General features: G+C 68.0%; 20 protein-coding genes. 12 read left to right on the top strand and 8 right to left on the bottom strand.

Annotated features, from left to right (window positions below):
* The first annotated feature begins 163 nt into the window (after window positions 1-163).
* A complete protein-coding gene (gene coaE / locus JWS14_RS05095; protein ID WP_072949305.1) occupies window positions 164-1,378 on the top strand; it encodes a dephospho-CoA kinase in 1,215 nt (404 codons plus the stop codon).
* A gap of 1 nt (window position 1,379) precedes the next feature.
* Here the strand turns inward: coaE and JWS14_RS05090 are convergent, their stop codons facing one another.
* Window positions 1,380-1,898: a ribonuclease FAU-1 family protein gene (locus JWS14_RS05090; protein WP_072949303.1), complete on the bottom strand. Its 519-nt coding sequence runs from the start codon at window positions 1,896-1,898 to the stop codon at window positions 1,380-1,382.
* Window positions 1,899-1,977: 79 nt separating this feature from the next.
* Between JWS14_RS05090 and uvrB the strand changes: the two genes are divergently transcribed.
* From uvrB to JWS14_RS05075, 3 genes are all read left to right on the top strand, one after another.
* A complete protein-coding gene (uvrB, locus tag JWS14_RS05085) occupies window positions 1,978-4,140 on the top strand; it encodes an excinuclease ABC subunit UvrB (RefSeq protein ID WP_072949301.1) in 2,163 nt (720 codons plus the stop codon).
* Between the two features lie 46 nt (window positions 4,141-4,186).
* Window positions 4,187-5,059 carry an SCO6745 family protein gene (locus JWS14_RS05080; protein ID WP_072949299.1) on the top strand — a complete coding sequence of 291 codons (873 nt, stop codon included), beginning with the start codon at window positions 4,187-4,189 and terminating at the stop codon, window positions 5,057-5,059.
* Between the two features lie 189 nt (window positions 5,060-5,248).
* Window positions 5,249-5,701, top strand: coding sequence for a universal stress protein (locus tag JWS14_RS05075; RefSeq protein ID WP_005247414.1), 453 nt, complete (start codon window positions 5,249-5,251; stop codon window positions 5,699-5,701).
* Window positions 5,702-5,712: 11 nt separating this feature from the next.
* On the opposite strand, the gene JWS14_RS05070 is transcribed toward JWS14_RS05075, so the two are convergent.
* The 4 genes from JWS14_RS05070 to JWS14_RS05055 all read right to left on the bottom strand — a co-directional run bounded on the left by JWS14_RS05070 (window position 5,713) and on the right by JWS14_RS05055 (window position 10,312).
* Entirely contained in the window at window positions 5,713-6,099 is a 387-nt protein-coding gene (locus JWS14_RS05070) for a DUF732 domain-containing protein (protein ID WP_206012635.1), read from the bottom strand.
* Window positions 6,096-8,378: a HelD family protein gene (locus JWS14_RS05065; RefSeq protein ID WP_072949295.1), complete on the bottom strand. Its 2,283-nt coding sequence runs from the start codon at window positions 8,376-8,378 to the stop codon at window positions 6,096-6,098. Before JWS14_RS05065 ends, JWS14_RS05070 begins: the two co-directional genes overlap by 4 nt.
* A 146-nt stretch (window positions 8,379-8,524) precedes the next feature.
* On the bottom strand, window positions 8,525-9,454 hold the full coding sequence (locus JWS14_RS05060; protein WP_072949293.1) for a DoxX family protein: 930 nt from the start codon (window positions 9,452-9,454) through the stop codon (window positions 8,525-8,527).
* A 168-nt stretch (window positions 9,455-9,622) separates the two neighbouring features.
* Window positions 9,623-10,312: an MBL fold metallo-hydrolase gene (locus JWS14_RS05055; protein ID WP_072949291.1), complete on the bottom strand. Its 690-nt coding sequence runs from the start codon at window positions 10,310-10,312 to the stop codon at window positions 9,623-9,625.
* Window positions 10,313-10,463: 151 nt separating this feature from the next.
* Here JWS14_RS05055 and uvrA point away from each other — a divergent pair, with 151 nt between their 5' ends.
* Window positions 10,464-13,457, top strand: a complete 2,994-nt coding sequence (gene uvrA / locus JWS14_RS05050) for an excinuclease ABC subunit UvrA (RefSeq protein WP_176583107.1) — start codon at window positions 10,464-10,466, stop codon at window positions 13,455-13,457.
* A gap of 6 nt (window positions 13,458-13,463) precedes the next feature.
* On the opposite strand, the gene JWS14_RS05045 is transcribed toward uvrA, so the two are convergent.
* Complete coding sequence (locus tag JWS14_RS05045; protein WP_072949336.1) at window positions 13,464-14,210, bottom strand: alpha/beta fold hydrolase; 747 nt, start codon at window positions 14,208-14,210, stop codon at window positions 13,464-13,466.
* Window positions 14,211-14,330: 120 nt separating this feature from the next.
* Here JWS14_RS05045 and JWS14_RS05040 point away from each other — a divergent pair, with 120 nt between their 5' ends.
* Complete coding sequence (locus JWS14_RS05040) at window positions 14,331-15,032, top strand: helix-turn-helix transcriptional regulator (RefSeq protein ID WP_072949287.1); 702 nt, start codon at window positions 14,331-14,333, stop codon at window positions 15,030-15,032.
* Between the two features lie 7 nt (window positions 15,033-15,039).
* Here the strand turns inward: JWS14_RS05040 and JWS14_RS05035 are convergent, their stop codons facing one another.
* Both JWS14_RS05035 and JWS14_RS05030 read right to left on the bottom strand, forming a co-directional pair.
* Entirely contained in the window at window positions 15,040-15,453 is a 414-nt protein-coding gene (locus tag JWS14_RS05035) for a DUF1801 domain-containing protein (RefSeq protein WP_072949285.1), read from the bottom strand.
* 34 nt (window positions 15,454-15,487) lie between these two features.
* Window positions 15,488-15,871 carry a DUF1844 domain-containing protein gene (locus tag JWS14_RS05030; protein WP_072949283.1) on the bottom strand — a complete coding sequence of 128 codons (384 nt, stop codon included), beginning with the start codon at window positions 15,869-15,871 and terminating at the stop codon, window positions 15,488-15,490.
* Window positions 15,872-16,272: 401 nt separating this feature from the next.
* On the opposite strand from JWS14_RS05030, the gene infC reads away from it, so the two are divergent.
* The 6 genes from infC (at window position 16,273) to pheT (ending at window position 22,207) form a co-directional block, all read left to right on the top strand.
* On the top strand, window positions 16,273-16,920 hold the full coding sequence (gene infC, locus JWS14_RS05025; RefSeq protein ID WP_072949281.1) for a translation initiation factor IF-3: 648 nt from the start codon (window positions 16,273-16,275) through the stop codon (window positions 16,918-16,920).
* Window positions 16,921-16,977: 57 nt separating this feature from the next.
* Window positions 16,978-17,172: a 50S ribosomal protein L35 gene (rpmI, locus tag JWS14_RS05020; protein WP_005247390.1), complete on the top strand. Its 195-nt coding sequence runs from the start codon at window positions 16,978-16,980 to the stop codon at window positions 17,170-17,172.
* Between the two features lie 64 nt (window positions 17,173-17,236).
* On the top strand, window positions 17,237-17,626 hold the full coding sequence (rplT, locus tag JWS14_RS05015; RefSeq protein WP_005247385.1) for a 50S ribosomal protein L20: 390 nt from the start codon (window positions 17,237-17,239) through the stop codon (window positions 17,624-17,626).
* 38 nt (window positions 17,627-17,664) lie between these two features.
* Window positions 17,665-18,474 carry a TrmH family RNA methyltransferase gene (locus JWS14_RS05010; RefSeq protein WP_206012634.1) on the top strand — a complete coding sequence of 270 codons (810 nt, stop codon included), beginning with the start codon at window positions 17,665-17,667 and terminating at the stop codon, window positions 18,472-18,474.
* Between the two features lie 93 nt (window positions 18,475-18,567).
* Window positions 18,568-19,653, top strand: a complete 1,086-nt coding sequence (gene pheS, locus JWS14_RS05005) for a phenylalanine--tRNA ligase subunit alpha (RefSeq protein WP_206012633.1) — start codon at window positions 18,568-18,570, stop codon at window positions 19,651-19,653.
* A gap of 67 nt (window positions 19,654-19,720) precedes the next feature.
* Window positions 19,721-22,207 carry a phenylalanine--tRNA ligase subunit beta gene (pheT, locus tag JWS14_RS05000; RefSeq protein ID WP_072949277.1) on the top strand — a complete coding sequence of 829 codons (2,487 nt, stop codon included), beginning with the start codon at window positions 19,721-19,723 and terminating at the stop codon, window positions 22,205-22,207.
* Window positions 22,208-22,221: the final 14 nt, after the last annotated feature.

The raw sequence follows: 22,221 nt of genomic DNA, 5'->3' as shown, positions 1-22,221 counted from the left end.
TTCCTCTTCTTGGAGAAGGTGCAGGTCGGTGCGTTCGCTCGAACATAACCGAACGTGTCGGACTTCTGTGGTATTTGGGGCAGGTGAGTCTGCTGAGCGGGAAGTGGGTGGAGATCTGGGAGGGACGTGCGTCGTCGTTGCGGGCGGGTGCAACACTGGGGGCGTGTTGAGAATCGGCCTCACTGGAGGCATAGGAGCCGGTAAGTCCACCGTGTCGAAGGTCCTCGCCGAACTCGGGGCGGTGATCGTCGACGCCGATCTGATCGCGCGGGAGGTCGTCGAACCCGGAACGCCCGGCCTCGCTGCCCTCGTCGACCGGTTCGGCGCGGAGATCCTGACAGCGGACGGCGCGCTCGACCGGCCGGCCCTGGCGGCCCGCGCCTTCGCCGACGAAGAATCGCGGCTGGCGCTGAATTCCATCGTCCACCCGCTGGTCGGGGCGCGCACCACCGAGACGATCGAGTCGGCGCCGGAGGACGCCGTGCTCGTCCAGGACATTCCGCTGCTGGTCGAGGGCGGCATGGGTGCCGCGTTCCACCTGGTCGTCGTCGTGTTCGTCGACGCCGAGGACCGGGTGCAGCGACTCGTCGGATCGCGGGGGATGTCCGAGACCGACGCGCGGGCGCGGATCGCAGCCCAGGCGGACGACGATCAACGGCGGGCGGCGGCCGACGTCCGGCTCGACAACAGCGGCGCCCCGGGTGCGCTCGAGCCGGAGGTCCGGGCACTGTGGGCCGAGCGTCTCGTGCCCTTCGAGTCCAACATCCGCACGCGGACCGTCGTCCGTGTCCTGCCCGAACTCGCCTCGCCGAATCCGCAGTGGCCTGCCCAGGCCGACCGGTTGATCGCCCGGTTGCGGCTGGTGTGCGGCGACCGCGCCGTCCGGATCGACCACATCGGGTCGACGGCCGTGGCGGGGTTGCCTGCCAAGGACGTCCTCGATGTCCAGGTGACGGTCGCGAACCTCGAGGTCGCGGACGAACTCGCGGAATCACTCGCGGGCGCCGGGTTCCCCCGCATCGAGCACATCACCGCCGACGACCCGAAGCCCTCGTATCAGGGCGGCGAGACCGATCCGGCTCTGTGGGGCAAGCGAATCCACGGCGGCGCTGATCCGGGGCGGCCCGTGAACATCCACCTCCGGGTCGACGGGTGGCCCGGGCAGCAGTTCGCGCTCGTGTTCCGGGACTGGCTCGGCGCGGACATCGACGCCCGCGCCGAGTACCTCGCGGTCAAGGAGGCCGCGGCGGAGAAGGCGGCTGGTCACACCGACTATCAGGACGCGATCACCGCCTACGTCGACGCGAAGAGCCCGTGGTTCGACCGCGCGTATCACCGGGCGTGGGAGTGGGCCGAGCGAACCGGCTGGAGCGCGTAGGTCACCGCCAGTCGATCGGCATGCCGATCGAAGCCAGCCAGCCGCCGAGGTCGTGGCCGTGTGCGGCGATTCCGTCGATCGCCGTGGTGGCGGCGAGGATCGCCTGCTCGGCCGTCGCGGCGTCGAGTAGGCCGGCGCGGTGCGCCTCCATCAGTTCGTCGACGTCGAGGAGTTCGGTGTCGCGGCCGGTGCGGATGACCAGATCCAGGTAGTGGTCCTCCGACTTCCACACGTTCTCGCCGCGGGTGAACGTGCCGATGTCGACGTAGTGGTCCTGATCGCGCTGGTGATACGGGTGGTAATGGAAGATCGACGCGCGCAGCCCCAGGTCGGGGAGCAGCCACGACTCCAGGTAGTGGAACTGCCGGTGGTCGGAGGTGCGTGCCATGTACAGCCCCCACGGCTCGACGCGGTAGTGGTCGACGTGACGGACGAAACCCTTGGGGTCGGTGTTGGTGTGATCGCGGAGGTCGAAGTACTCGACCTTCGGTGGGTGGATGTCGTGAATCGCGCCTGCCATGGCAGGGAACCTACCGCGATTTTTCAGCCGACGGAGATCGCCCGGGAAGTTTGTCGGCCCCCCGGCCTACCCTGGGTGCATGGCGTTTGCATCCGAGCACCCCGTGGTGGCACATTCCGAGTTCCGTCCCATCGGGGAGATCGAGCGGTCGGAGGCGCGTTTCGAGGTCGTCAGCGACCACAAACCGGCCGGCGACCAGCCGACGGCGATCGCGGACCTGGAACGCCGGATCAACGCGGGTGAGAAGGACGTGGTCCTGCTCGGCGCCACCGGTACGGGTAAATCGGCCACCACGGCGTGGCTGATCGAGAAGGTGCAGCGACCCACGTTGGTGATGGCGCCCAACAAGACGCTCGCCGCGCAGTTGGCCAACGAGTTGCGCGACATGCTGCCCAACAACTCCGTCGAGTACTTCGTCTCGTACTACGACTACTACCAGCCCGAGGCGTACATCGCGCAGACCGACACCTACATCGAGAAGGACTCGTCGATCAACGACGACGTCGAGCGACTGCGGCACTCCGCGACGTCGAGCCTGCTGTCGCGGCGGGACGTGGTCGTGGTGGCGTCCGTGTCGTGCATCTACGGTCTCGGTACTCCGCAGTCGTACCTCGACCGCTCGGTGCAGCTCGAGGTCGGTGTGGAGGTGCCGCGCGACGCCCTCCTGAGGTTGCTGGTCGACGTGCAGTACACCCGCAACGACCTGGCGTTCACCCGCGGATCCTTCCGGGTGCGCGGTGACACGGTCGAGATCATTCCCTCGTACGAGGAACTGGCGGTGCGGATCGAGTTCTTCGGCGACGAGATCGAGGCGCTGTACTACCTGCATCCCCTCACCGGGAACGTCGTGCGGAAGGTCGACTCGGTGCGCATCTTCCCGGCGACGCACTACGTCGCCGGTCCCGAGCGGATGGAACGCGCCGTCAAGGACATCGAAGCCGAACTCGAGGAGCGGCTCGCCGACCTCGAGAACAAGGGCAAGCTGCTCGAGGCGCAGCGGCTCCGGATGCGAACCCAGTACGACCTCGAGATGATCAAGCAGGTCGGGTTCTGCTCCGGCATCGAGAACTATTCGCGGCACATCGACGGTCGTGGACCGGGCACGGCGCCCGCCACGCTGATCGACTACTTCCCGGAGGATTTCCTCCTCGTCATCGACGAGTCCCACGTGACGGTCCCGCAGATCGGCGCGATGTACGAGGGCGACATGTCGCGCAAGCGGAACCTAGTCGAATTCGGGTTCCGGTTGCCGTCGGCCACCGACAACCGCCCGCTGACGTGGGAGGAGTTCACCCAGCGCATCGGGCAGACGGTGTATCTGTCGGCCACTCCGGGCAAGTACGAGCTGGGGCAGGCCGGCGGCGAGTTCGTCGAGCAGGTCATCCGCCCGACCGGTCTCGTCGACCCCGAGGTGGTCGTCAAACCGACCAAGGGGCAGATCGACGACCTGGTGCACGAGATCCGCGAACGTGCGGACCGTGACGAGCGCGTCCTCGTCACCACGTTGACGAAGAAGATGGCGGAAGACCTCACCGATTACCTCCTCGAGCTCGGTATCCGGGTGCGGTATCTGCACTCGGACATCGACACGTTGCGGCGGGTGGAGCTGCTCCGGCAGCTGCGGCTGGGGGAGTACGACGTTCTGGTGGGTATCAACCTGCTGCGTGAGGGTCTCGACCTGCCCGAGGTCTCGTTGGTGGCCATCCTGGACGCCGACAAGGAGGGCTTCCTGCGGAGTTCGACCAGCCTCATCCAGACGATCGGCCGGGCGGCTCGTAACGTCTCCGGTCAGGTGCACATGTACGCCGACAAGATCACCGACTCGATGCAGCACGCCATCGAGGAGACCGAGCGGCGCCGGGAGAAGCAGGTCGCCTACAACGAGAAGATGGGTGTCGATCCGCAGCCGCTGCGGAAGAAGATCGCCGACATCCTCGACCAGGTCTACGAGGAAGCCGACGATACGGCCAGCGGCGTCGACGTCGGCGGTTCCGGACGCAACGCCACCCGCGGGCGTCGTGCGCAGGGCGAGGCCGGACGCTCGGTCAGCGCCGGCGTGTACGAGGGCCGCGACACGAAGTCGATGCCCAGGGCGGAGTTGGCCGACCTGGTCAAGGAATTGACCGATCAGATGATGAACGCCGCCCGTGATCTGCAGTTCGAACTCGCCGGGCGGCTGCGCGACGAGATCGCCGATCTGAAGAAGGAGTTGCGCGGCATGGATGCCGCGGGCCTGAAATAGCGAGGGCGCCGAGGCAGTACGGTCGCACAGCATTACGGTCGCACATATGGATGCACACAACGCAGGTCGCACCGCTCGGTCCCTGGAATTGCTTCATTCGCTCAGCTATTTCGTTCCCGAGGTCGAGGAACGGCTGGTCGAGGCGGGGTTGGAACCGGGTCGGATGAGCTACTTCGCCGGACGTTCCGCGCCGATGGGCGCGGTCGGTGCCGGTGTTGTCACGGCGACGTTCTTCAACTTCAGCCCCGCCGCGGTCGCGTCGATCATTCCGCGTGCCTGGGGTCTGGCCACGCCCGCGGCGATCGTCGAGGCCCGGTACCGGGCGGTCGGCGAGGCGTATGCGCGACTGCTCGGTGAATCGGTGACGACGTCGCCGGAGATGGCCGAGGCGGCCGAACTGGCGTCGATTGCGGCGCGGGGTATCCCGGGTGTCGAGGGCAGGCCGCTCTGCGCGGGCTACACGGAAGTGGAGTGGCCGGACTCACCGCACGTCGCGTTCTGGCATGCCCTCACCGTGCTGCGGGAGTACCGCGGCGACGGTCACATCGCTGCGCTGCAGACGGCGGGTCTGAGCGGACTCGAATCGTTGATCACCCACACCGCGACCGGGTACGGGTTCCAGAAGAAGTTCGCGATCACCCGCCGCGCCTGGACCCAGGAGCAGTGGGACTCCGCGTGCGACAGTCTGCGTGACCGGGAAATCCTGGACGCCCGGGGCGAACTCACCGCCGAAGGCACGGAACTGCGGGAACTGGTCGAGGATCTCACCGACGATCTCGCGCTGGCTCCGTGGGCGGCACTGGGGGAGGACGGGGCGGCCCGGCTCGTCGAACTCGCGACCCCGTGGCGTGACGCGATCGTCGCGGCGGGAGTGTTCCCGGCCGGCGTGTTCGGTCCCAAGGTCGCCGTGTCCCGCTGACACCGATCACAGCCCGGGCGCATGGAAAATGTGATCCGTCATGCACCGGGGATATCCCCTGTGGCATGTGTTGCAAATGCACCTATGAGGGCACCGGGACGGCTAGGGTCAGCGCAGTGGCTGCTGGGTCCCAGGCATGAGCTGTGTCCGGACCCCGGCCAATTGACCACCGCAGACATGGAGGAATGAATGAGCGCCTACCGGACCGTTGTCGTCGGAACCGATGGCTCCGAGTCGTCGTTTCTGGCCGTCGAGAAGGCTGCCGCCATCGCGGGGGACGCCGGTGCCAAGCTGATCATCGCCTGCGCGTACTACCCGGCCGATCCCAAGGACGTCGGGCAGGCCGCCGACGCGCTCGGTGACGAGGCCTACCAGATCACCGGTTCGGCCCCGACATACGAGATCCTGCGCACCGCGAAGGAGCGCGCCCATGCCGCCGGCGCCAAGGAGGTCGTCGAACGCGCCGTCGTCGGTGCCCCCGTCGAGTCGCTGCTGAACCTGGTCGACGAGGTCGAGGCCGGTCTCCTGGTGATCGGCAACCGTGGACTCAACACCCTCACCGGGCGGCTCCTCGGGTCGGTTCCGTCCGATGCCGCACGCAAGTCGACATCCGACGTCCTCATCGTCCACACGGTGCGCTGACACCGGACCGATCAGCAGTAATTCGCCTCGGCGGCATCGAGATACACCTGCGCCACCTGTTCGGTGGTGAGGCCGGAATCCGACGTCGCCGAGGCGAACTGCGCCATCGGCGCCAGATGCGCGAGGATCGTCGCCTCGTCGGTCCCCTCGGACAGCTGACCGCAGATCCCGTTGGCGAGCGCCAGGACCGTGTCGTCGGGCGGCGCCGGAATCCCGGCAGCGACCAGCGACTCCTTGTAGCGCAGGCCACGGGCATCCAGGTGTGATGCGGCGGTGGTGGATGCCGCCGAGGCGGTGGGCGGCGGGTCGGAGGCGGTGGCCTCCGAGCACGCGGTCAGCGCAAACGTGGTGAGGGCGAGACCACACCCGATCAGCCGACCGCGACCGCCCGCGGTCACGACAGGATCCCGACCTCTGCCGGGCCGAGTTCGGACAGCACCGCGGGCAACGTCTTCGTGTGCACCACACCGAGTCGTTGCGTCGCACGGGTCAGGGCGACGTAGAGGTCGTTCATTCCCCGTGGCGACTCGTCGAGAATGTCCTGAGGCTCGGCGATGAGCACCGAGTCGAATTCCAATCCCTTGACGTCACGCACCGTGAGGACGCTGACGGTGTCCGACCTCAGGTCGGCGAGCGCGGCGACCAGGTCGTGGCCGCCGATCACCACGGTGGTGCCCGGTCCGGTTTCCCGGGACACGCAGGTGCGCACGGTGTCTGCCAGTTCGGCCTCGGACACTTCCAGGGCCCACGGCGCGAAACCGGATTCGCGCACCGACCGCGGCACGGTCTGCTCGGCGTCGATCTCGGCGAGAACCCGCCGGGCCGACGTCATGATCTCCGCCGGTGTGCGGTAGTTGACGGTCAGTTCCGTCAGCTTCCACCGCTTCGCGACATACGGCTCGAGGATCCGCTGCCACGACGACGTTCCCGCCGGGTCGCCGGTCTGCGCGGTGTCTCCGACCAGCGTCATCCAGCGATTCGGTATGCGCCGCATCAGCATTCGCCAGGCCATCTCCGAGAGTTCCTGCGCCTCGTCGACGATCACGTGACCGTAGGTCCACGTTCGGTCGCCGGCGGCGCGCTCCGCGGTGGTCTGGTGCTGCCCGACGTCGTGGCGTTCGGCGAGCTGGCTGGCGTCGATCAGGTCGTACGCCATCAGGATTTCCGGGTCCAGTTCGTCCTCGAGATCCTGCGGCGCCGAACCGGTCAGGATGTCCAGGGCGCCCTGGGCGTCCGCGATCTGTGCCCGCCACTGGCGACGGGCGCGCTCCCGTTCGGCGGCGTCGTCGACGCCGAGGAGTTCCGCCAGTTCGTCGAGGAGCGGGGCGTCGGCGGCGCTGAAGCCGCGCATTCCGGGGCGGCGCAGCGAGTCACGTTGCGCCTCCGTCAGATTCGGGGCGGCATCGGCCAGCCGCTTCGGTGAGGCGTACAGCTCGGCGAGGACCTGCTGCGGCGACAATTCCGGCCACAGCGCGCTGATCGCCGTCATGATGTCGGGGTCCTCACGCATCTCGTCGCGCATGTCGGCGATGTCGTCCCGGCTCAGCAGGTTCCCGCCGTCGACGACGTTGGCGCCGAGGGTGTCCGCGAGTTGCTGCGCGAGCGCCTCGATGACCGAGGAGACGAAGACGGGACGGGCCAGGTTGTGCGGGCGTCTGGACGACCGCGCCCGGCCACGAGCGCGGGTGACGACCTTGCGGTCGAGAGTGATCCGATAGGTGTCGAACGTCAGTTCCACGGGCCGCGACGGCACTTCCTGTCGATCCCGGACCGCCTTCTTGAGAACGTCCAGCATGTCGAGCGAGCCCTTGATCTCGCCGGCGTCGAGGCTGTCCTCGACGGTGGCGCGGACACCGGGGTAGAGGTCGCCGATGGTGGAGAGCAGCACACCGGTCTCGCCGAGCGACGGCAGCACCTGGCCGATGTAGTCGAGGAACGTGGCGTTGGGGCCGATGATGAGGACGCCGGCCTTCGCGAGCTGCTGGCGATACGTGTAGAGCAGGTAGGCGGCGCGGTGCAGAGCGACCGCGGTCTTGCCGGTTCCGGGACCGCCCTGGACCACGAGCACGCTCTTGTGCTCCGACCGGATGATGGCGTCCTGCTCGCCCTGGATCGTCTCGACGATGTCGTTCATCTGGCCCGTGCGGGCAGCGTTCAACGCCGAGAGCAGCGCGCTCTCACCCGCGACGCCGTCCGAACCGGTCACCGTGCCCGCGGCCTCCGCGGCCGCCAGGTCCAGGTATTCGTCGTTGACGGCGGTCACTCGGCGGCTCCGCGTGCGGATGTGCCGTCGGCGGGTGACGCCGTCCGGGGCGGCCGGGGTCGCGAGATAGAACGGGCGGGCAAGGGGCGCACGCCAATCGAGGAGCATCGTCTCGTAGTCGTTCTCCTCGTCGAGGATGCCGAGGCGGCCGACGTAGCGGTGCTCGCCGTCGAGGTCGATCCGGCCGAAGCACAGTCCGTTCTCGGCGGCGTCGTACTTGGCGAGGTCTTCGGTGTAGAGCTGATTGAAGGACTCGCGCTCGCTCCGCGCCTGCGGGGTGCCGCCGGTTTCGAGCAGTACACGGCTCAGCCGGTTCGCCGCGTACTGGCGAAGGCCGTCCAGTCGGGTGTAGAGCATCGTCACGTACTGCTGCTCGAGCTCGCGCTCGTCGCGTGACGTGTCCTCGTCGGGCAAGAGGTCTCCTTGACTGGTTCGGCTGCAACCGGATCGGCTGCAAAAGTGCCTGGACAGTCTAGTCGGCCCCGGAGGTGTGTCGCTGACTTCGCAGGTCAGCGGCGATCTCCGGGGCCGATCAGATCGAATATCCGGCGCGGGCCGGGTCAGTGGGACAGTTCGTCCCGCTTCGCCCTGGCCTTCTCGAGCGCGGTTTCCGCTTGCTTGCGGGCCCGCTTGCTCAGCACCTCACCGCGTTCTGCGGCGGTGCCTGCCCATTCGCCGCCCTTCTCGCGGGCGACCTCGGCCAGTTCCGGGCCGTGCTCCTTCGCCGCCTCGACGAGTTCCGCGCCGCGTTCGCGGGCGACGTCCGCCCACTCGGCGCCGTGTTCTTTCGCGACCTCTGCCCATTCTGCGCCGTGTTCTTTCGCGACCTCCGCCCATTCGGCGCCGCGATCCGCCGCGACCTTCGCGAGTTCGGTGCCACGGTCTTTCGCGACCTCGAGGAGGCCGGACCCACGCTCGGCGGCCTCACCGGACAGGATGCGGGCGCGCTCCGACGCCGCGGCCAGGGCCTCTCCGATCTCGGGACCGTGATGGTCGTGACCGGAGCCGAGGGGCAGGGCCGCGGCCACGGTCTCCTGTGCGTGCCGGGCGGCGCGGCGTCCACGCCAGCCCAGTGAGGGCTTACCCTCGGTGTCGACGGCGGCGATGAGCAGTCCGCCGAGCAGGCTCACGTTCTTGAGGAACTGAGTGCGCTGAGCCGCCTTCTTCGCGGGGTCGGTCTCGTTCCAGAAGTCGTGCCCCACAACGGTAGTGGGCACGAGGCTGCCTGCGAGCGCGAGTGACGCGAGGCGCGGTGCCTTCCCGGTGGCGAGTAGCACTCCGCCGCCGATCTGCACGGCGGCGTTGATCTTGACCAACGTCTCCGGGTCGGACGGGATCTTCTGCGTGACGGACCCGGGAAGCGCCTCGGTGGACTTGTCGATCAGTGGTGCGGCGGCCTGTGCTTTCTGCGCCGGATTTCGAAGTGCATCGATCCCTCCGCTGATGAAGATCGCGGACAGCAGTGGGCGAGCGATACGACGGACGAGCATTCCTGGCCTCCCAATCTCGAGTTCTCCCGTCTCACACTAACGAGAGTTCTGGGCAGTCGTCGGCGTACGACTGTGTTGCCGAACCGACGGTCCGCCCATTCACCAGTACCCAGGGAGGCCGATCGCCAATCGCGGACCGTGCGGTGCGTGATCGGCGATCGGATGCGGTCACCAGCCGCGCTCGCGCCACTCCCCGAGGTGGGGGCGCTCGGCGCCGAGGGTGGTGTCGTCACCGTGGCCGGGGTAGACGACGGTGTCGTCGCCGTAGCGGCCGAAGAGCTTGGTTTCGACGTCGGTGAGCAGTGATGCGAACTTGCCCGCGTCGGCGGTCTTGCCGACGCCGCCGGGGAAGAGGGAGTCGCCGGTGAACAGGTGGGTGCGTCCGCCGCCTGCTTCGGTGAGTGCGAGCGCGACGGAGCCGGGGGTGTGGCCGGCGAGGTGAATCACGTCGAGGGTGACCTCGCCGACGGTGACTGTGTCGCCGTCCTCGAGGAGGCGGTCGGGCCGGACGGGCAGTGCGTCGGCGTCGAGTGGATGGGCGGCGGTGTCCACGCGGGTGGCCGCCGCGACGTCCTCGAGCGCCAGCCAGTGGTCGCCGTGCTGGTGCGTGGTGACGATCAGGTCGAGCGACGGCGCGTGTTCGCCGATAAGTTGGTTGACGCGGTCCGCCTCGTTGGCGGCGTCGATGAGGACGGATTTTCCGGTTGCGGAACAGACGACCAGGTACACGTTGTTGTCCATGGGGCCGACGGACATCTTCGTGATCGTGGCTCCCGGAACCGTGCGGCGCTGCGGCGCCGAACCGGGGGAGACGTGGCCGGTGTACGAGTCTTCTATCACCATGGGCTGCTCGGTCATGATGGGGAGGCTACCGTCGAATACAGGCAGGTGAGTGGCAGGGCGGCCATCCGTCCCCCAGAACGTGTCGGTGCCCCGGCTTACCATGGCACGGCCAGAGGGCTGAGCGTCCACGTGCGTCCTCGGCTGTCGAACAATGAAGGGACTTGGAGTGGCGGATCGCCTTATCGTGCGGGGTGCCCGTGAGCACAATCTGCGAGGGGTCGATCTCGATCTGCCCCGCGACAGCCTGATCGTGTTCACCGGGTTGTCGGGCTCGGGCAAGTCGAGTCTGGCGTTCGACACGATCTTCGCCGAGGGCCAGCGACGCTACGTCGAGTCGCTGTCGGCGTACGCGCGCCAGTTCCTCGGTCAGATGGACAAGCCCGACGTCGACTTCATCGAAGGTCTGTCGCCCGCGGTGTCCATCGACCAGAAGTCGACCAACCGGAACCCACGGTCGACGGTCGGCACCATCACCGAGGTCTACGACTACCTCCGTCTGCTCTATGCCCGGGCCGGCACCGCACACTGCCCGGTCTGTGGGGAGCAGATCGCGCGGCAGACGCCGCAGCAGATCGTCGACCAGGTTCTGGAGATGGAGGAAGGCACCCGCTTCCAGGTGCTCGCCCCCGTCGTGCGTACCCGCAAGGGTGAATTCGTCGATCTGTTCGACCAGCTCAACATGCAGGGCTACTCACGTGTGCGGGTCGACGGCGTGGTGTATCCGCTGTCCGAACCGCCCAAGCTCAAGAAGCAGGAGAAGCACGACATCGAGGTGGTCGTCGACCGCCTCACCGTCAAGGCCGGTTCCAAGCAGCGGCTCACCGATTCCGTCGAGACCGCGCTGCGGCTGGCGGAGGGCATCGTCGTCCTCGACTTCGTCGACCGCGAGGAGAATGCCGCAGACCGGGAGCGACGGTTCTCGGAGAAGCTGGCGTGCCCCAACGGCCACGCGCTGTCCATCGACGACCTCGAGCCCCGGTCGTTCTCCTTCAACTCCCCGTACGGTGCCTGCCCCGAGTGCACCGGCCTCGGAATCCGCAAGGAGGTCGACCCGGACCTCGTCGTTCCCGACCCCGAGTTGTCGCTCGAGGACGGGGCCATCGCGCCGTGGTCGATGGGGCAGAGTTCCGAATACTTCGGTCGGCTGCTGTCCGGCCTCGGCGACATTCTCGGCTTCGACATGAAGACGCCGTGGAACAAGCTCCCGGCGAAGGCGCGTCGGGCGATCCTCGAGGGCAGTGAGGAGCAGGTCCACGTCCGCTACAAGAACCGGTACGGGCGTACCCGTTCCTACTACGCCGAGTTCGAGGGCGTCATGCCGTTCCTGCACCGCAGGCTCGAGCAGACCGAGTCCGACCAGATGAAGGAACGCTACGACGGCTACATGCGGGACACCCCCTGTCCCGCGTGCGGGGGTGCGCGCCTGCGTCCCGAGATCCTGTCGGTCACGATCGCGAACGAGAAGTTCGGGATGAAGTCGATCGCCGAGGTCTGTGAACTGTCGATCTCCGATTGCGCCGACTTCCTGAACAGCCTCACGCTGGGCAGCCGCGAGGAGGCCATCGCCGGTCAGGTGCTCAAGGAGGTCCAGGCCCGACTCGGCTTCCTCCTCGACGTCGGCCTCGAGTACCTCTCCCTCGCCCGCGCCGCCGGCACCCTGTCCGGTGGCGAGGCGCAGCGCATCCGTCTCGCCACCCAGATCGGCTCGGGTCTGGTCGGCGTGCTGTACGTGCTCGACGAGCCGTCGATCGGTCTGCACCAGCGCGACAACCGGCGTCTCATCGAGACCCTGACGCGCCTGCGCGACCTCGGGAACACGCTGATCGTGGTCGAACACGACGAAGACACCATCCGCACGTCCGACTGGGTGGTCGACATCGGACCGCTCGCCGGCGAGCACGGCGGCAAGGTCGTCCACAGCGGGCCGTACCAGGAACTGCTCGACTGCGAGGAATCCCTCACCGGCGCCTACCTGTCGGGCCGCAGTCACATCGAGATTCCCGCGATCCGCCGTCCGGTCGATCGCAAGCGGCAGGTCACGGTCGTCGGCGCGCGCGAACACAACCTGGGCGGCATCGACGTCAGCTTCCCTCTGGGCGTGCTCACGTCGGTCACCGGCGTGTCCGGGTCCGGTAAGTCGACGCTCGTCAACGACATCCTCGCGACGGTCATGGCGAATAAGCTCAACGGCGCGCGGCAGGTGCCCGGCAGGCACACCCGCATCAACGGGCTCGACCAGCTGGACAAGCTCGTGCAGGTCGACCAGTCGCCGATCGGCCGCACCCCGCGGTCCAACGCGGCCACCTACACCGGGGTGTTCGACAAGATCCGCACCCTGTTCGCCGCCACCACCGAGTCGAAGGTGCGCGGCTACCAGCCCGGCCGGTTCTCGTTCAACGTCAAGGGCGGCCGGTGCGAGGCCTGCTCCGGCGACGGCACGCTGAAGATCGAGATGAACTTCCTGCCCGATGTGTACGTGCCGTGCGAGGTCTGCCACGGTGCCCGGTACAACCGCGAGACGCTCGAGGTCCATTACAAGGGCAAGACCATCGCCGAGGTCCTGGACATGCCGATCGAGGAAGCCGCGGAATTCTTCGAGCCCATCACGTCGATCCACCGCTACCTCAAGACCCTCGTCGAGGTCGGTCTCGGGTACGTGCGGCTCGGTCAGCCCGCGCCCACGCTGTCCGGTGGTGAGGCGCAGCGCGTGAAGCTCGCCGCCGAACTGCAGAAACGTTCGACGGGCCGCACGGTGTACATCCTCGACGAGCCCACGACGGGTCTGCACTTCGAGGACATCCGGAAGCTGCTCGGGGTCGTCAACGGGTTGGTCGACAAGGGCAACACGGTGATCGTGATCGAGCACAACCTCGATGTGATCAAGACGTCCGACTGGGTGGTCGACATGGGGCCGGAGGGTGGGTCCGGTGGCGGAACCGTCGTCGCGCAAGGCACCCCGGAGGACGTGGCGCAGGTTCCGGAGAGTTACACGGGACGGTTCCTCGAGAATGTCCTCGCGGTGCCGGCACCCGTTCCGGCGAAGTCGAAGGCAGTCAAGTCTTCGCCGACGCGGAAGTCCGCGTCGGCGAAGAAGACTGCCGCGGCCGCCACGGCGACACCGCGTAAGCGGGCGCCGAAGAAGGCCGCAGCAGTCAGCTGAATCCGGTCAGACTCTCGCGGCCGCGTCGATCGCGGTCGCGAGGTCTGCGGGCCGCGACCACATCGGCCAGTGTCCCGTCGGCAGATCGACGTAGTCGACCTTCGCGATCTGCGCGAGTTCGGCCGCCATCGGATGACCCGCTACGGCCATCTGCTGGATGACCTCCGACGGGAAACTGGTGCAGATCACCGTGGTCGGCACGTCCAGCCGCCTGCTGTCGGTGAGTTCGACCGTGTCCCTCGCAGGTCCGGCGGGCATGGGCACCGCCCGGTTGCGGAACGTGTCGAGCGTGTCGTCGTCGAGTCCGTCGAGACTGCTGCCTTCGGCCTCGAGTTCGGACCACGACGGCAACGGAATCTCGGCGACCGCCGGGTCGAGATCGTCGCGCAGCGCGGTGCCGCTCTGCACTGGTCCCGAGTCGACGTAGACGATGCGGGCGAGTCGGTCGGGCACCCGATCGCTCACCGCGTACGCAACCGGCCCCGCGCCGCTGTGCGCCACGAGCACCACCCGCTCCGACGACGGTGTGTTCGTGATGGCCTCCGTGATCGCGGCGACGTGGTCGTTCAGCCGGACGCCGGTGCGGTCGCTGCCGGTGGAGTCGAGTCCCGGCAACGTCACCGCGGTGACGTGATGTCCCTGCCGGGTCAGGTCGGATTCCACTGCCTCCCAGGCCCAAGCGCCGAGCCAGAATCCGGGGACCAGAATGATGTGAGTGCCTGTGCTGCCGTGTACTTCGCTTGTCCGAGTCATGAGACAAGAGTGAACCCGCAACGGTGACATCAGCGTGTCACCGTATTCGTCACAGTCGCATAACGGAATCGGTCCGACGAGAATCGGGACATTGTCGTGGACGTTCGGCAGACTGCCCTCATGGACCGCCCCGCACGCCTCCACGCCCTGACGGAAGAATTGCGCCGCGCGGGTGACCGGGGCCGGACGGCAGAGCAGTTGGCGGCGCAATTCGAGGTGACGCCCCGCACGATCAAGCGGGACATCGTCGTACTGCAGTCCTCGGGCGCCCCGATCCGGGCCACTGCCGGACCGGGTGGGGGATACGGGATCATTGGGAACGGCACGTTGCCGCCGGTGAATTTCACTCCCGCTCAGGCGGTCTCGGTGGCTCTCGCCCTCACGGCCTTCCGTGATGCGCCGTTCGCGACCGACGGGCGGGCCGCGCTCGCCAAGCTGCTCGACGTGATGGACGCGGAGTCGAGGGAGCGGGTGGAGCAACTCGGCGGGAAGGTGTGGATCCGGCGAGAGACCACCGGAGGAAGTGCGGAACCCCGCATCCGACGCGTCGTCGAAGACGGTGTGCAGCGCGAACTGATGGTGTCCCTGCGGTACGTCGACCGGGACGGCGGCCGCACCGAGCGGGTCGTCGAACCGCACCTTCTCGCGCACACGCGGGGGTCGTGGTTCCTCGTCGCGTGGTGCCTGAGCCGGGCGGGTGTGCGCTGGTTCCGGTTGGACCGGGTCTCCGACGCCACCCTCACCGGCCGGTCGTTCGTCCCGCGCGATCCGGACCTCTTCGGCGAACCGCCTGCCGACGCGCGCACCGTGTTCGACCGGTGAGGGGCGATCAGAGCGCGCGGGCGGCCGCCACGGATCGGTTCACCAGCGAGACGAGAACCGACTCGTCGACGTCGGCGAGTTTCTTGACGTAGAGGCAGCCCTTGCCGACCTTGTGCTTGCCGAGCGCGGCGAGTTCGGCCTCGTGCTCGGTGAAGTCGAGGGAGAGATACAGGGTGAGTGCCGCCGCCCGCGGCGAGAATCCGATCAGGGCGGTGTCGCCCTCGTGGCCGCTGGCGTACCGGTAGTGGCGGGAGCCGAATCCGACGATGCTGGTTCCCCACATCGCGGCGGGCTCTCCCGTCGCGGCGGTGAGCAGTTCCACCAGTCGTGCGCTGTCGGCGCGCTTCACCGGGTCGACGACCGTGGCGAGAAACTCGTCGACGCCGGCCGAAGTCTGCTCGGTCTTGTTGCGGCCCGCCATCTCAGTACCCCGCCATCTCGGTGCCTGCCGTCTCTCAGTACACCGGTCCGGTGTACTTCTCACCCGGACCCTTGCCGGGCTCGTCCGGGTGCGAAGACGCTTCGCGGAACGCGCGCTGCAGTGCCTGCAGGCCTTCGCGGATCGGCCCCGCGTGCGGTCCGAGGTACTCGATGGACGCGGTCACCAGGCCTGCGAGGGCCGTGATGACTCGTCGGGCCTCGTCGAGGTCGCGGTGGGGGCTGGAGTCGGGGTCGGCGTCGGACAGGCCGAGTTTCTCGGCTGCCGAACTCATGAGCATGACCGCGGCCCGGCTGATGACCTCGACCGAGGGAACGTCGGCCAGTTCCCGGACGTCGGTATTCTGGTCACCGCCGCTCACGGTGCCGTCGTTCGGGGTGTCATCGATGTTGTCCGTCATGCCCTAGAGGATTCCACCAGCGGCCGATGACATGGCGGCCAGGTGGCCGTGGGACGCAACGTCCCGGCATCGATTAGCTCGCGACGTGCGCAAATGTTACCCTTGGTGCAACGACCGCCTTCGGATTTGTCGGGGGCAGCAAGTGGAGTCCGACTCCCACCTCTGCGCGGCAGGTAAAACTGCAGCTCAGTGGTCCGGTCGCTCGGTCCGAGGTTACTCGGCTCGAGTTCCTCGAGTGTGAGGAGATGAGGGATCGGCGTGAGCCGTGAGTTCGTCTGATCGGTCGACATCGGGCCCCGCATGGTGAGAGTCATTCACCGCAGCGGGGCTTTTTTGTTGGGAATCCGGGCGTACGGGCTGCTGGCGGTCTCGAGACAAGACCGTTCAACCTAGGAGGCCCCATCAGCACTGAGACCCGCATCAACGATCGCATCCGAGTTCCCGAGGTCCGCCTCGTCGGACCCGGAGGTGAACAGGTTGGCATCGTGCGTGTTGAAGATGCACTCCGCTTGGCCCTCGAGGCCGATCTCGACCTGGTCGAGGTGGCCCCCGACGCTCGCCCGCCGGTCTGCAAGATCATGGACTACGGCAAGTTCAAGTACGAGGCCGCGCAGAAGGCTCGTGAGTCGCGCAAGAACCAGCAGCTCACGGTCATCAAGGAGCAGAAGCTCCGCCCCAAGATCGATGATCACGACTACGAGACCAAGAAGCGCAATGTCGTTCGCTTCCTCGAGGCCGGATCCAAGGTCAAGGTCACGATCATGTTCCGCGGACGTGAGCAGTCGCGTCCGGAGCTCGGTTTCCGGCTTCTGCAGCGTCTCGGTGCAGACGTCGCCGATCTCGGGTTCGTGGAGACGTCCGCCAAGCAGGACGGTCGAAACATGACGATGGTGCTCGCTCCGCACAAGGGCGCGAAGACCCGTGTCAAGGCGCAGGAGAGCGCCGCCGCGCCGCCGGCGCAGCGGGCAACTCCCGCACCGGCACAGGCTCCGGCGACACCTGCGGAGCAGGCGGGCGGCACTACGCCCGGCGAAGCGCCGACCAGCTAGTCCGACTACACCAGCACGACCCGGATCACCGTCCGGATACAGAGAACTGAGGACTCCATGCCCAAGTCGAAGACCCACAGCGGCACCGCGAAGCGATTCAAGGTGTCCGGCAGCGGAAAGATCCTGCGCCAGAAGGCCGGTCGCCGCCACCTGCTCGAGCACAAGGCCACCAAGGTGACCCGTCGCCTCGATGGCGTGGCTGTCGTCAGCAAGGCTGACACTCCTCGCATCAAGCGCCTGCTCGACATCTGAGTCGACACCCCTTTTACTGACCACCCGGGGCAGCTCACCGCCCCAAGATTGACAGGATTTTTCAGTGGCACGCGTAAAGAGGGCGGTAAACGCCCAGAAGAAGCGTCGTTCGATTCTCGAAGCCTCCAGCGGCTACCGCGGACAGCGCTCGCGCCTGTACCGCAAGGCCAAGGAACAGCAGCTCCACTCGCTGACCTACGCCTACCGTGACCGCCGTGCGCGCAAGGGCGACTTCCGCAAGCTGTGGATCACGCGTATCAACGCCGCTGCACGGGCGAACGACATCACGTACAACCGCCTGATCCAGGGTCTGCGTCTGGCCGAGATCGAGGTCGACCGTAAGAACCTCGCCGAGCTGGCAGTGTCCGACGCCGCGGCATTCGCCGGCCTCGTGGCCCTCGCCAAGGCAGCCCTTCCGGCTGACGTGAACGCTCCGGCCGGAGAAGCAGCCTGAGTCTCGCACCCGGGCCTTTCGAGCCTCGGAAACGACCCGTGGACCCGCTCACCGAGCGCACCCCACGGGTCGTTTCTGCTGTCAAGCTGCTGCGCACCGCGGAACGACGCAAGGTTGGGCGCTTCCTGGTGGAGGGGGAGAACTCCGTCGGCGAGGCACTCGCCACCCACCCGGTGCACGACCTCTTCTACACCGCGGACGCGGAGCAGCGGTACTCGACGCTGATCGACCGGGCGCACGCCGTGGGTGTCCGCACGTCGCTGGTGACGGATCGGGCGGTTCGTGCGCTCAGCGACACGGTGACCCCGCCGGGTCTCGTCGCGGTGTGCGATCTCCTCGACGTTCCGCTGGCCGAGGCGATGGGTCCCGGAACCCGCCTGCTGGCGGTTCCCGTCGCGGTCGCGGAGCCGGGCAACGCGGGCACCGTCATCCGGGTCGCGGACGCGGTAGGTGCGGACGCGGCGATTCTCGCGGGCGACAGCGTCGACCCGCACAACGGAAAATGTGTCCGGGCGTCCGCCGGAAGTCTCTTCCACCTTCCGGTGGTGCGTGAACGGGACACGGCCGCGGTTCTCGACAGCATCAGCGCGGCGGGCATCCAGTTGCTCGCCACGGCGGCGGACGGCGAAGTCGATCTGGACGACGCCGACGAACTCCTGGCCCGCCCCACGGCGTGGTTGTTCGGCAACGAGGCCCATGGCCTCGATGCGCCCACCGCGGCGCGAGCGGACCACCGGGTGCGGATCCCGATCCACGGTCGCGCCGAGAGCCTCAACCTGGCGACGGCGGCGTCGATCTGCCTGTATTCGAGCGCCCGGGTCCAGAACCGCAAGCGAACCGACAGCTGAAACGGCGAAAATCGGATCGCATAGGATTTGACGGCGAGCTGTTCGGTTTCGTCGAGAGTGTTGACTGAAAGAACGTAAGGAGTGGCACCGGTCGTGGCTAAAAAAGAGGGCGCTGCCTCCACGGGGGTCGAAGGCGGCGCGATCGATGCGAGTGCGCTCACCGAGGACGCCCTGACCGCGGCGGCGGAGAGCGCCGAGAAGGCGTTCGCGTCGGTGGCGGATCTCGACGACCTGGCGAAGGCCAAGGTCGAGCACATGGGCGACAAGTCGCAGATCGCCCTCGCCCGCCGCGGACTGGGAGCCCTTCCGGGCAAGGAGAAGGCCGACGCGGGCAAGCGCGTGAACGTCGCCCGCACTCGGATCAGTGCGGCGTTCGACGAGCGCCGCGCCGTGCTGCTCGCCGAGCGCGACGCCGCCGTTCTCGTGGCCGAGGCCATCGACGTGACGCTGCCGTCGCAGCGTCAGCCGGTGGGTGCCCGCCACCCGATCAGCATCATCTCCGAGCAGGTCGAGGACGTGTTCGTGGCCATGGGCTGGGAGGTCGCCGAGGGGCCGGAGGTGGAGACCGAGCACTTCAACTTCGATGCCCTGAACTTCCTGCCTGATCACCCCGCGCGGACGATGCAGGACACGTTCCACATCGCACCGGAGGGTTCGCGACAGGTGCTCCGCACGCACACGTCGCCGGTGCAGGTGCGCACGATGCTCTCGCGCGAGGTGCCGATCTACGTGGTGTGCCCCGGACGGACGTTCCGCACCGACGAACTCGACGCGACACACACCCCCGTCTTCTCCCAGGTGGAGGGGCTCGCGGTCGACAAGGGCCTCACCATGGCGCATCTGCGCGGCACGCTCGACGCGTTCGCCCGCGCACTGTTCGGTCCCGAGACCCGCACCCGGATGCGCCCGAACTACTTCCCGTTCACGGAACCGTCCGCCGAGGTGGACGTGTGGTTCCCGAACAAGAAGGGCGGCGCGGGCTGGGTCGAGTGGGGCGGCTGCGGAATGGTCAACCCGAATGTGCTGCGCGCCTCCGGAATCGACCCCGACGTGTACACCGGGTTCGCGTTCGGCATGGGGCTCGAGCGCACACTCCAGTTCCGGAACGGGATCCCGGACATGCGCGACATCGTCGAGGGCGACGTGCGGTTCACGCTGCCCTTCGGTGTCCAGGGCTGACCCCGCGTCACCCGGATCCCGTCCACCACAGTCACGACATCTTCACGAACGAGAGAGCTGAGCAGACGTGCGAGTAGCGCAATCCTGGCTGACCGAGATCCTGCAGCGTGCCACCCCGGACTGGGACGTCACCGCCGAGGAACTCGACGCAGGTTTCGTCCGGGTCGGGCTCGAGGTCGAGGAAGTCGACCGGCTCGAGCCCGTCGACGGCCCCCTCGTGGTCGGCAAGGTTCTCGAGATCACCGAGCTCACCGAATTCAAGAAGCCGATCCGCTTCTGCACGGTGGATGTGGGGGCGGCCGAGCCGCAGGGCATCGTGTGCGGCGCCCGGAACTTCGCCGAAGGCGACCTCGTGGTGGTCGCGCTCCCGGGCGCGGTCCTTCCCGGTGGTTTCGCCATCGCGTCCCGCAAGACGTACGGGCAGGTCTCCGACGGGATGATCTGCTCGGTGGCCGAACTGGGCATCGGCAAGGATCACTCGGGCATCCTCGTCCTCGAGCCGGGCACCGCACTCCCGGGTGCGGACGCCAACGAGTTGATGGGTCTGCACGACACGGTCATCGAACTCAACATCACCCCGGACCGCGGCTACTGCTTCTCTGTCCGCGGGCTCACCCGTGAACTGGCGTGCGGGTTCGACCTGGACTTCGCCGACCCCGCCGCGGTGCCGCCGTCTCCGGCGGACGGGGAGGCGTGGCCGATCCGCGTCGAACCCGAGTCGAAGGCGACGCGCTTCGCCGCCCGCCGGGTGACGGGTATCGATCCGAATGCGGTGAGTCCGTGGTGGCTGCAGCGCCGGTTGCTGCTGTCGGGTGTCCGGCCGATCTCGCCGGCCGTCGATGTCACCAACTACGTTCTGCTCGAACTGGGCCAGCCGCTGCACGCGTTCGACGCCGCGAAGATCAGCGGCGAGCTCGTCGTGCGCCGCGCGGTGGCGGGGGAGAAGCTGACGACTCTCGACGAGACCGAGCGCGTCCTCGATCCCGAGGACGTCGTGATCGCCGACGATTCGGGGGTCCTGTCGCTGGCAGGCATCATGGGTGGCGCGTCCACCGAGGTCGGACCCGGAACCACCGACATCCTGCTCGAGGCGGCCACGTGGGATCCGCTCGCGGTGTTCAAGACCGCGCGCAGGCACAAGCTGACGAGCGAGGCGGGCAAGCGTTTCGAACGCGTCGTCGATCCCGAGATCCCCGTTGCGGCACTGGACCGCGCTGCCGCACTGCTCGTCGACATCGCCGGCGGACGGGTCGAGTCGGCGCTCACCGACATCGGCGAGGTCACCCCGCACCAGCCCATCCACATGGACATCGACCTCCCCGACCGCGTGGCGGGCGTCGACTACCCCACCGGCACCGCGGCACGCCGCCTGACGCAGATCGGCTGCAACGTCGAGGTCGGCGTCAGCGACAGCGGGCACGGCCAGCTCGTCGCGGCCCCGCCGTCGTGGCGGCCCGACCTGGTGCAGCCCGCCGACCTGGTCGAGGAAGTGCTGCGCCTCGAGGGTCTCGAGAAGATTCCGTCGGTGCTGCCCGCGGCCCCCGCAGGTCGCGGGCTGACGCCGACGCAGCGCCGCAAGCGGGCCGTCGGCCGCGCCCTGGCGTTCTCGGGGTACGTCGAGATCCTTCCCCCCGTCTTCCTGCCCACCGCAGTCTTCGACACGTGGGGGCTGGACCCGGAGGATCCGCGCAGGAACACCGGCCGGGTGCTCAATCCGCTCGAATCGGATCGGCCGGAACTGGCCACGACGTTGCTGCCCGGACTGCTCGAGGTCCTCGCCCGCAACGTCTCCCGCGGTCAGCGCGACCTGTCGCTGTTCGGCATCGCGCAGGTCGTGCTGCCCGGCGCGGACACGAAGCCGGTCGCGGCGCTGCCGGTGGACCGTCGTCCGACCGACGAGCAGATCACGGCGCTGCTGCAGTCGCTGCCGGATCAGCCGGTGCACGTGGCGGCGGTGCTCACCGGGCAGCGTGAGCCGAGTGGTCCGTGGGGCGCGGGACGCGCAGCCGACGCCACCGACGCGTTCGCCGCAGCCCGCACGGTGGCCGCCGCGGCCGGTGTCGAGCTGGAGTTCCGCGCGACGCAGTACCTGCCGTGGCACCCGGGCCGGGGCGCGGAACTTCTCGTGAACGGCGTAGTCGTCGGACACGCGGGCGAGTTGCACCCCGCGGTGCTCGAGCGCGCCGGGCTTCCCCCGCGGACGAGTGCCGTGGAGATCGATCTGAGTGCCCTGCCGCTGGTGGAGAATCTGCCTGCGCCGAAGGTCTCGCCGTTCCCCGCCGTCCTTCAGGACGTGGCGGTCGTCGTCGACACCGCGGTTCCCGCCGCCGAGGTCCAGGCGGCCCTGCGGTCGGGTGGCGGGGAACTCCTCGAGGACATCCGGTTGTTCGACGTGTTCGAGGGTGAGCAGGTCGGGGAGGGCCGGAAGTCGCTGGCGTTCGCGCTGCGATTCCGGGGCGCCGACCGCACTCTGACCGAGGACGAGGCGAGCGCCGCTCGCGATGCCGCGGTCGCCGCGGCGACCGCGGCGGTGGGTGCCGAACTGCGCAGCTGACCCGTAGCCTGGGT

The organism is Rhodococcus koreensis (genome assembly GCF_017068375.1).
Taxonomy (GTDB): domain Bacteria; phylum Actinomycetota; class Actinomycetes; order Mycobacteriales; family Mycobacteriaceae; genus Rhodococcus_F; species Rhodococcus_F koreensis.
This window is presented reverse-complemented; position numbering and strand designations above follow the sequence as displayed.

Excerpts from the sequence above, each read along its gene's own strand:
- JWS14_RS05090 (WP_072949303.1), bottom strand. The coding sequence starts at position 1,898 with ATGGCAGGCGCGATTCACGACATCCACCCACCGAAGGTCGAGTACTTC.
- uvrB (WP_072949301.1), top strand. The coding sequence starts at position 1,978 with ATGGCGTTTGCATCCGAGCACCCCGTGGTGGCACATTCCGAGTTCCGT.
- JWS14_RS05080 (WP_072949299.1), top strand. The coding sequence starts at position 4,187 with ATGGATGCACACAACGCAGGTCGCACCGCTCGGTCCCTGGAATTGCTT.
- JWS14_RS05075 (WP_005247414.1), top strand. The coding sequence starts at position 5,249 with ATGAGCGCCTACCGGACCGTTGTCGTCGGAACCGATGGCTCCGAGTCG.
- JWS14_RS05060 (WP_072949293.1), bottom strand. The coding sequence starts at position 9,454 with ATGCTCGTCCGTCGTATCGCTCGCCCACTGCTGTCCGCGATCTTCATC.
- JWS14_RS05055 (WP_072949291.1), bottom strand. The coding sequence starts at position 10,312 with ATGACCGAGCAGCCCATGGTGATAGAAGACTCGTACACCGGCCACGTC.
- JWS14_RS05045 (WP_072949336.1), bottom strand. The coding sequence starts at position 14,210 with ATGACTCGGACAAGCGAAGTACACGGCAGCACAGGCACTCACATCATT.
- JWS14_RS05040 (WP_072949287.1), top strand. The coding sequence starts at position 14,331 with ATGGACCGCCCCGCACGCCTCCACGCCCTGACGGAAGAATTGCGCCGC.
- JWS14_RS05035 (WP_072949285.1), bottom strand. The coding sequence starts at position 15,453 with ATGGCGGGCCGCAACAAGACCGAGCAGACTTCGGCCGGCGTCGACGAG.
- JWS14_RS05030 (WP_072949283.1), bottom strand. The coding sequence starts at position 15,871 with ATGACGGACAACATCGATGACACCCCGAACGACGGCACCGTGAGCGGC.
- rpmI (WP_005247390.1), top strand. The coding sequence starts at position 16,978 with ATGCCCAAGTCGAAGACCCACAGCGGCACCGCGAAGCGATTCAAGGTG.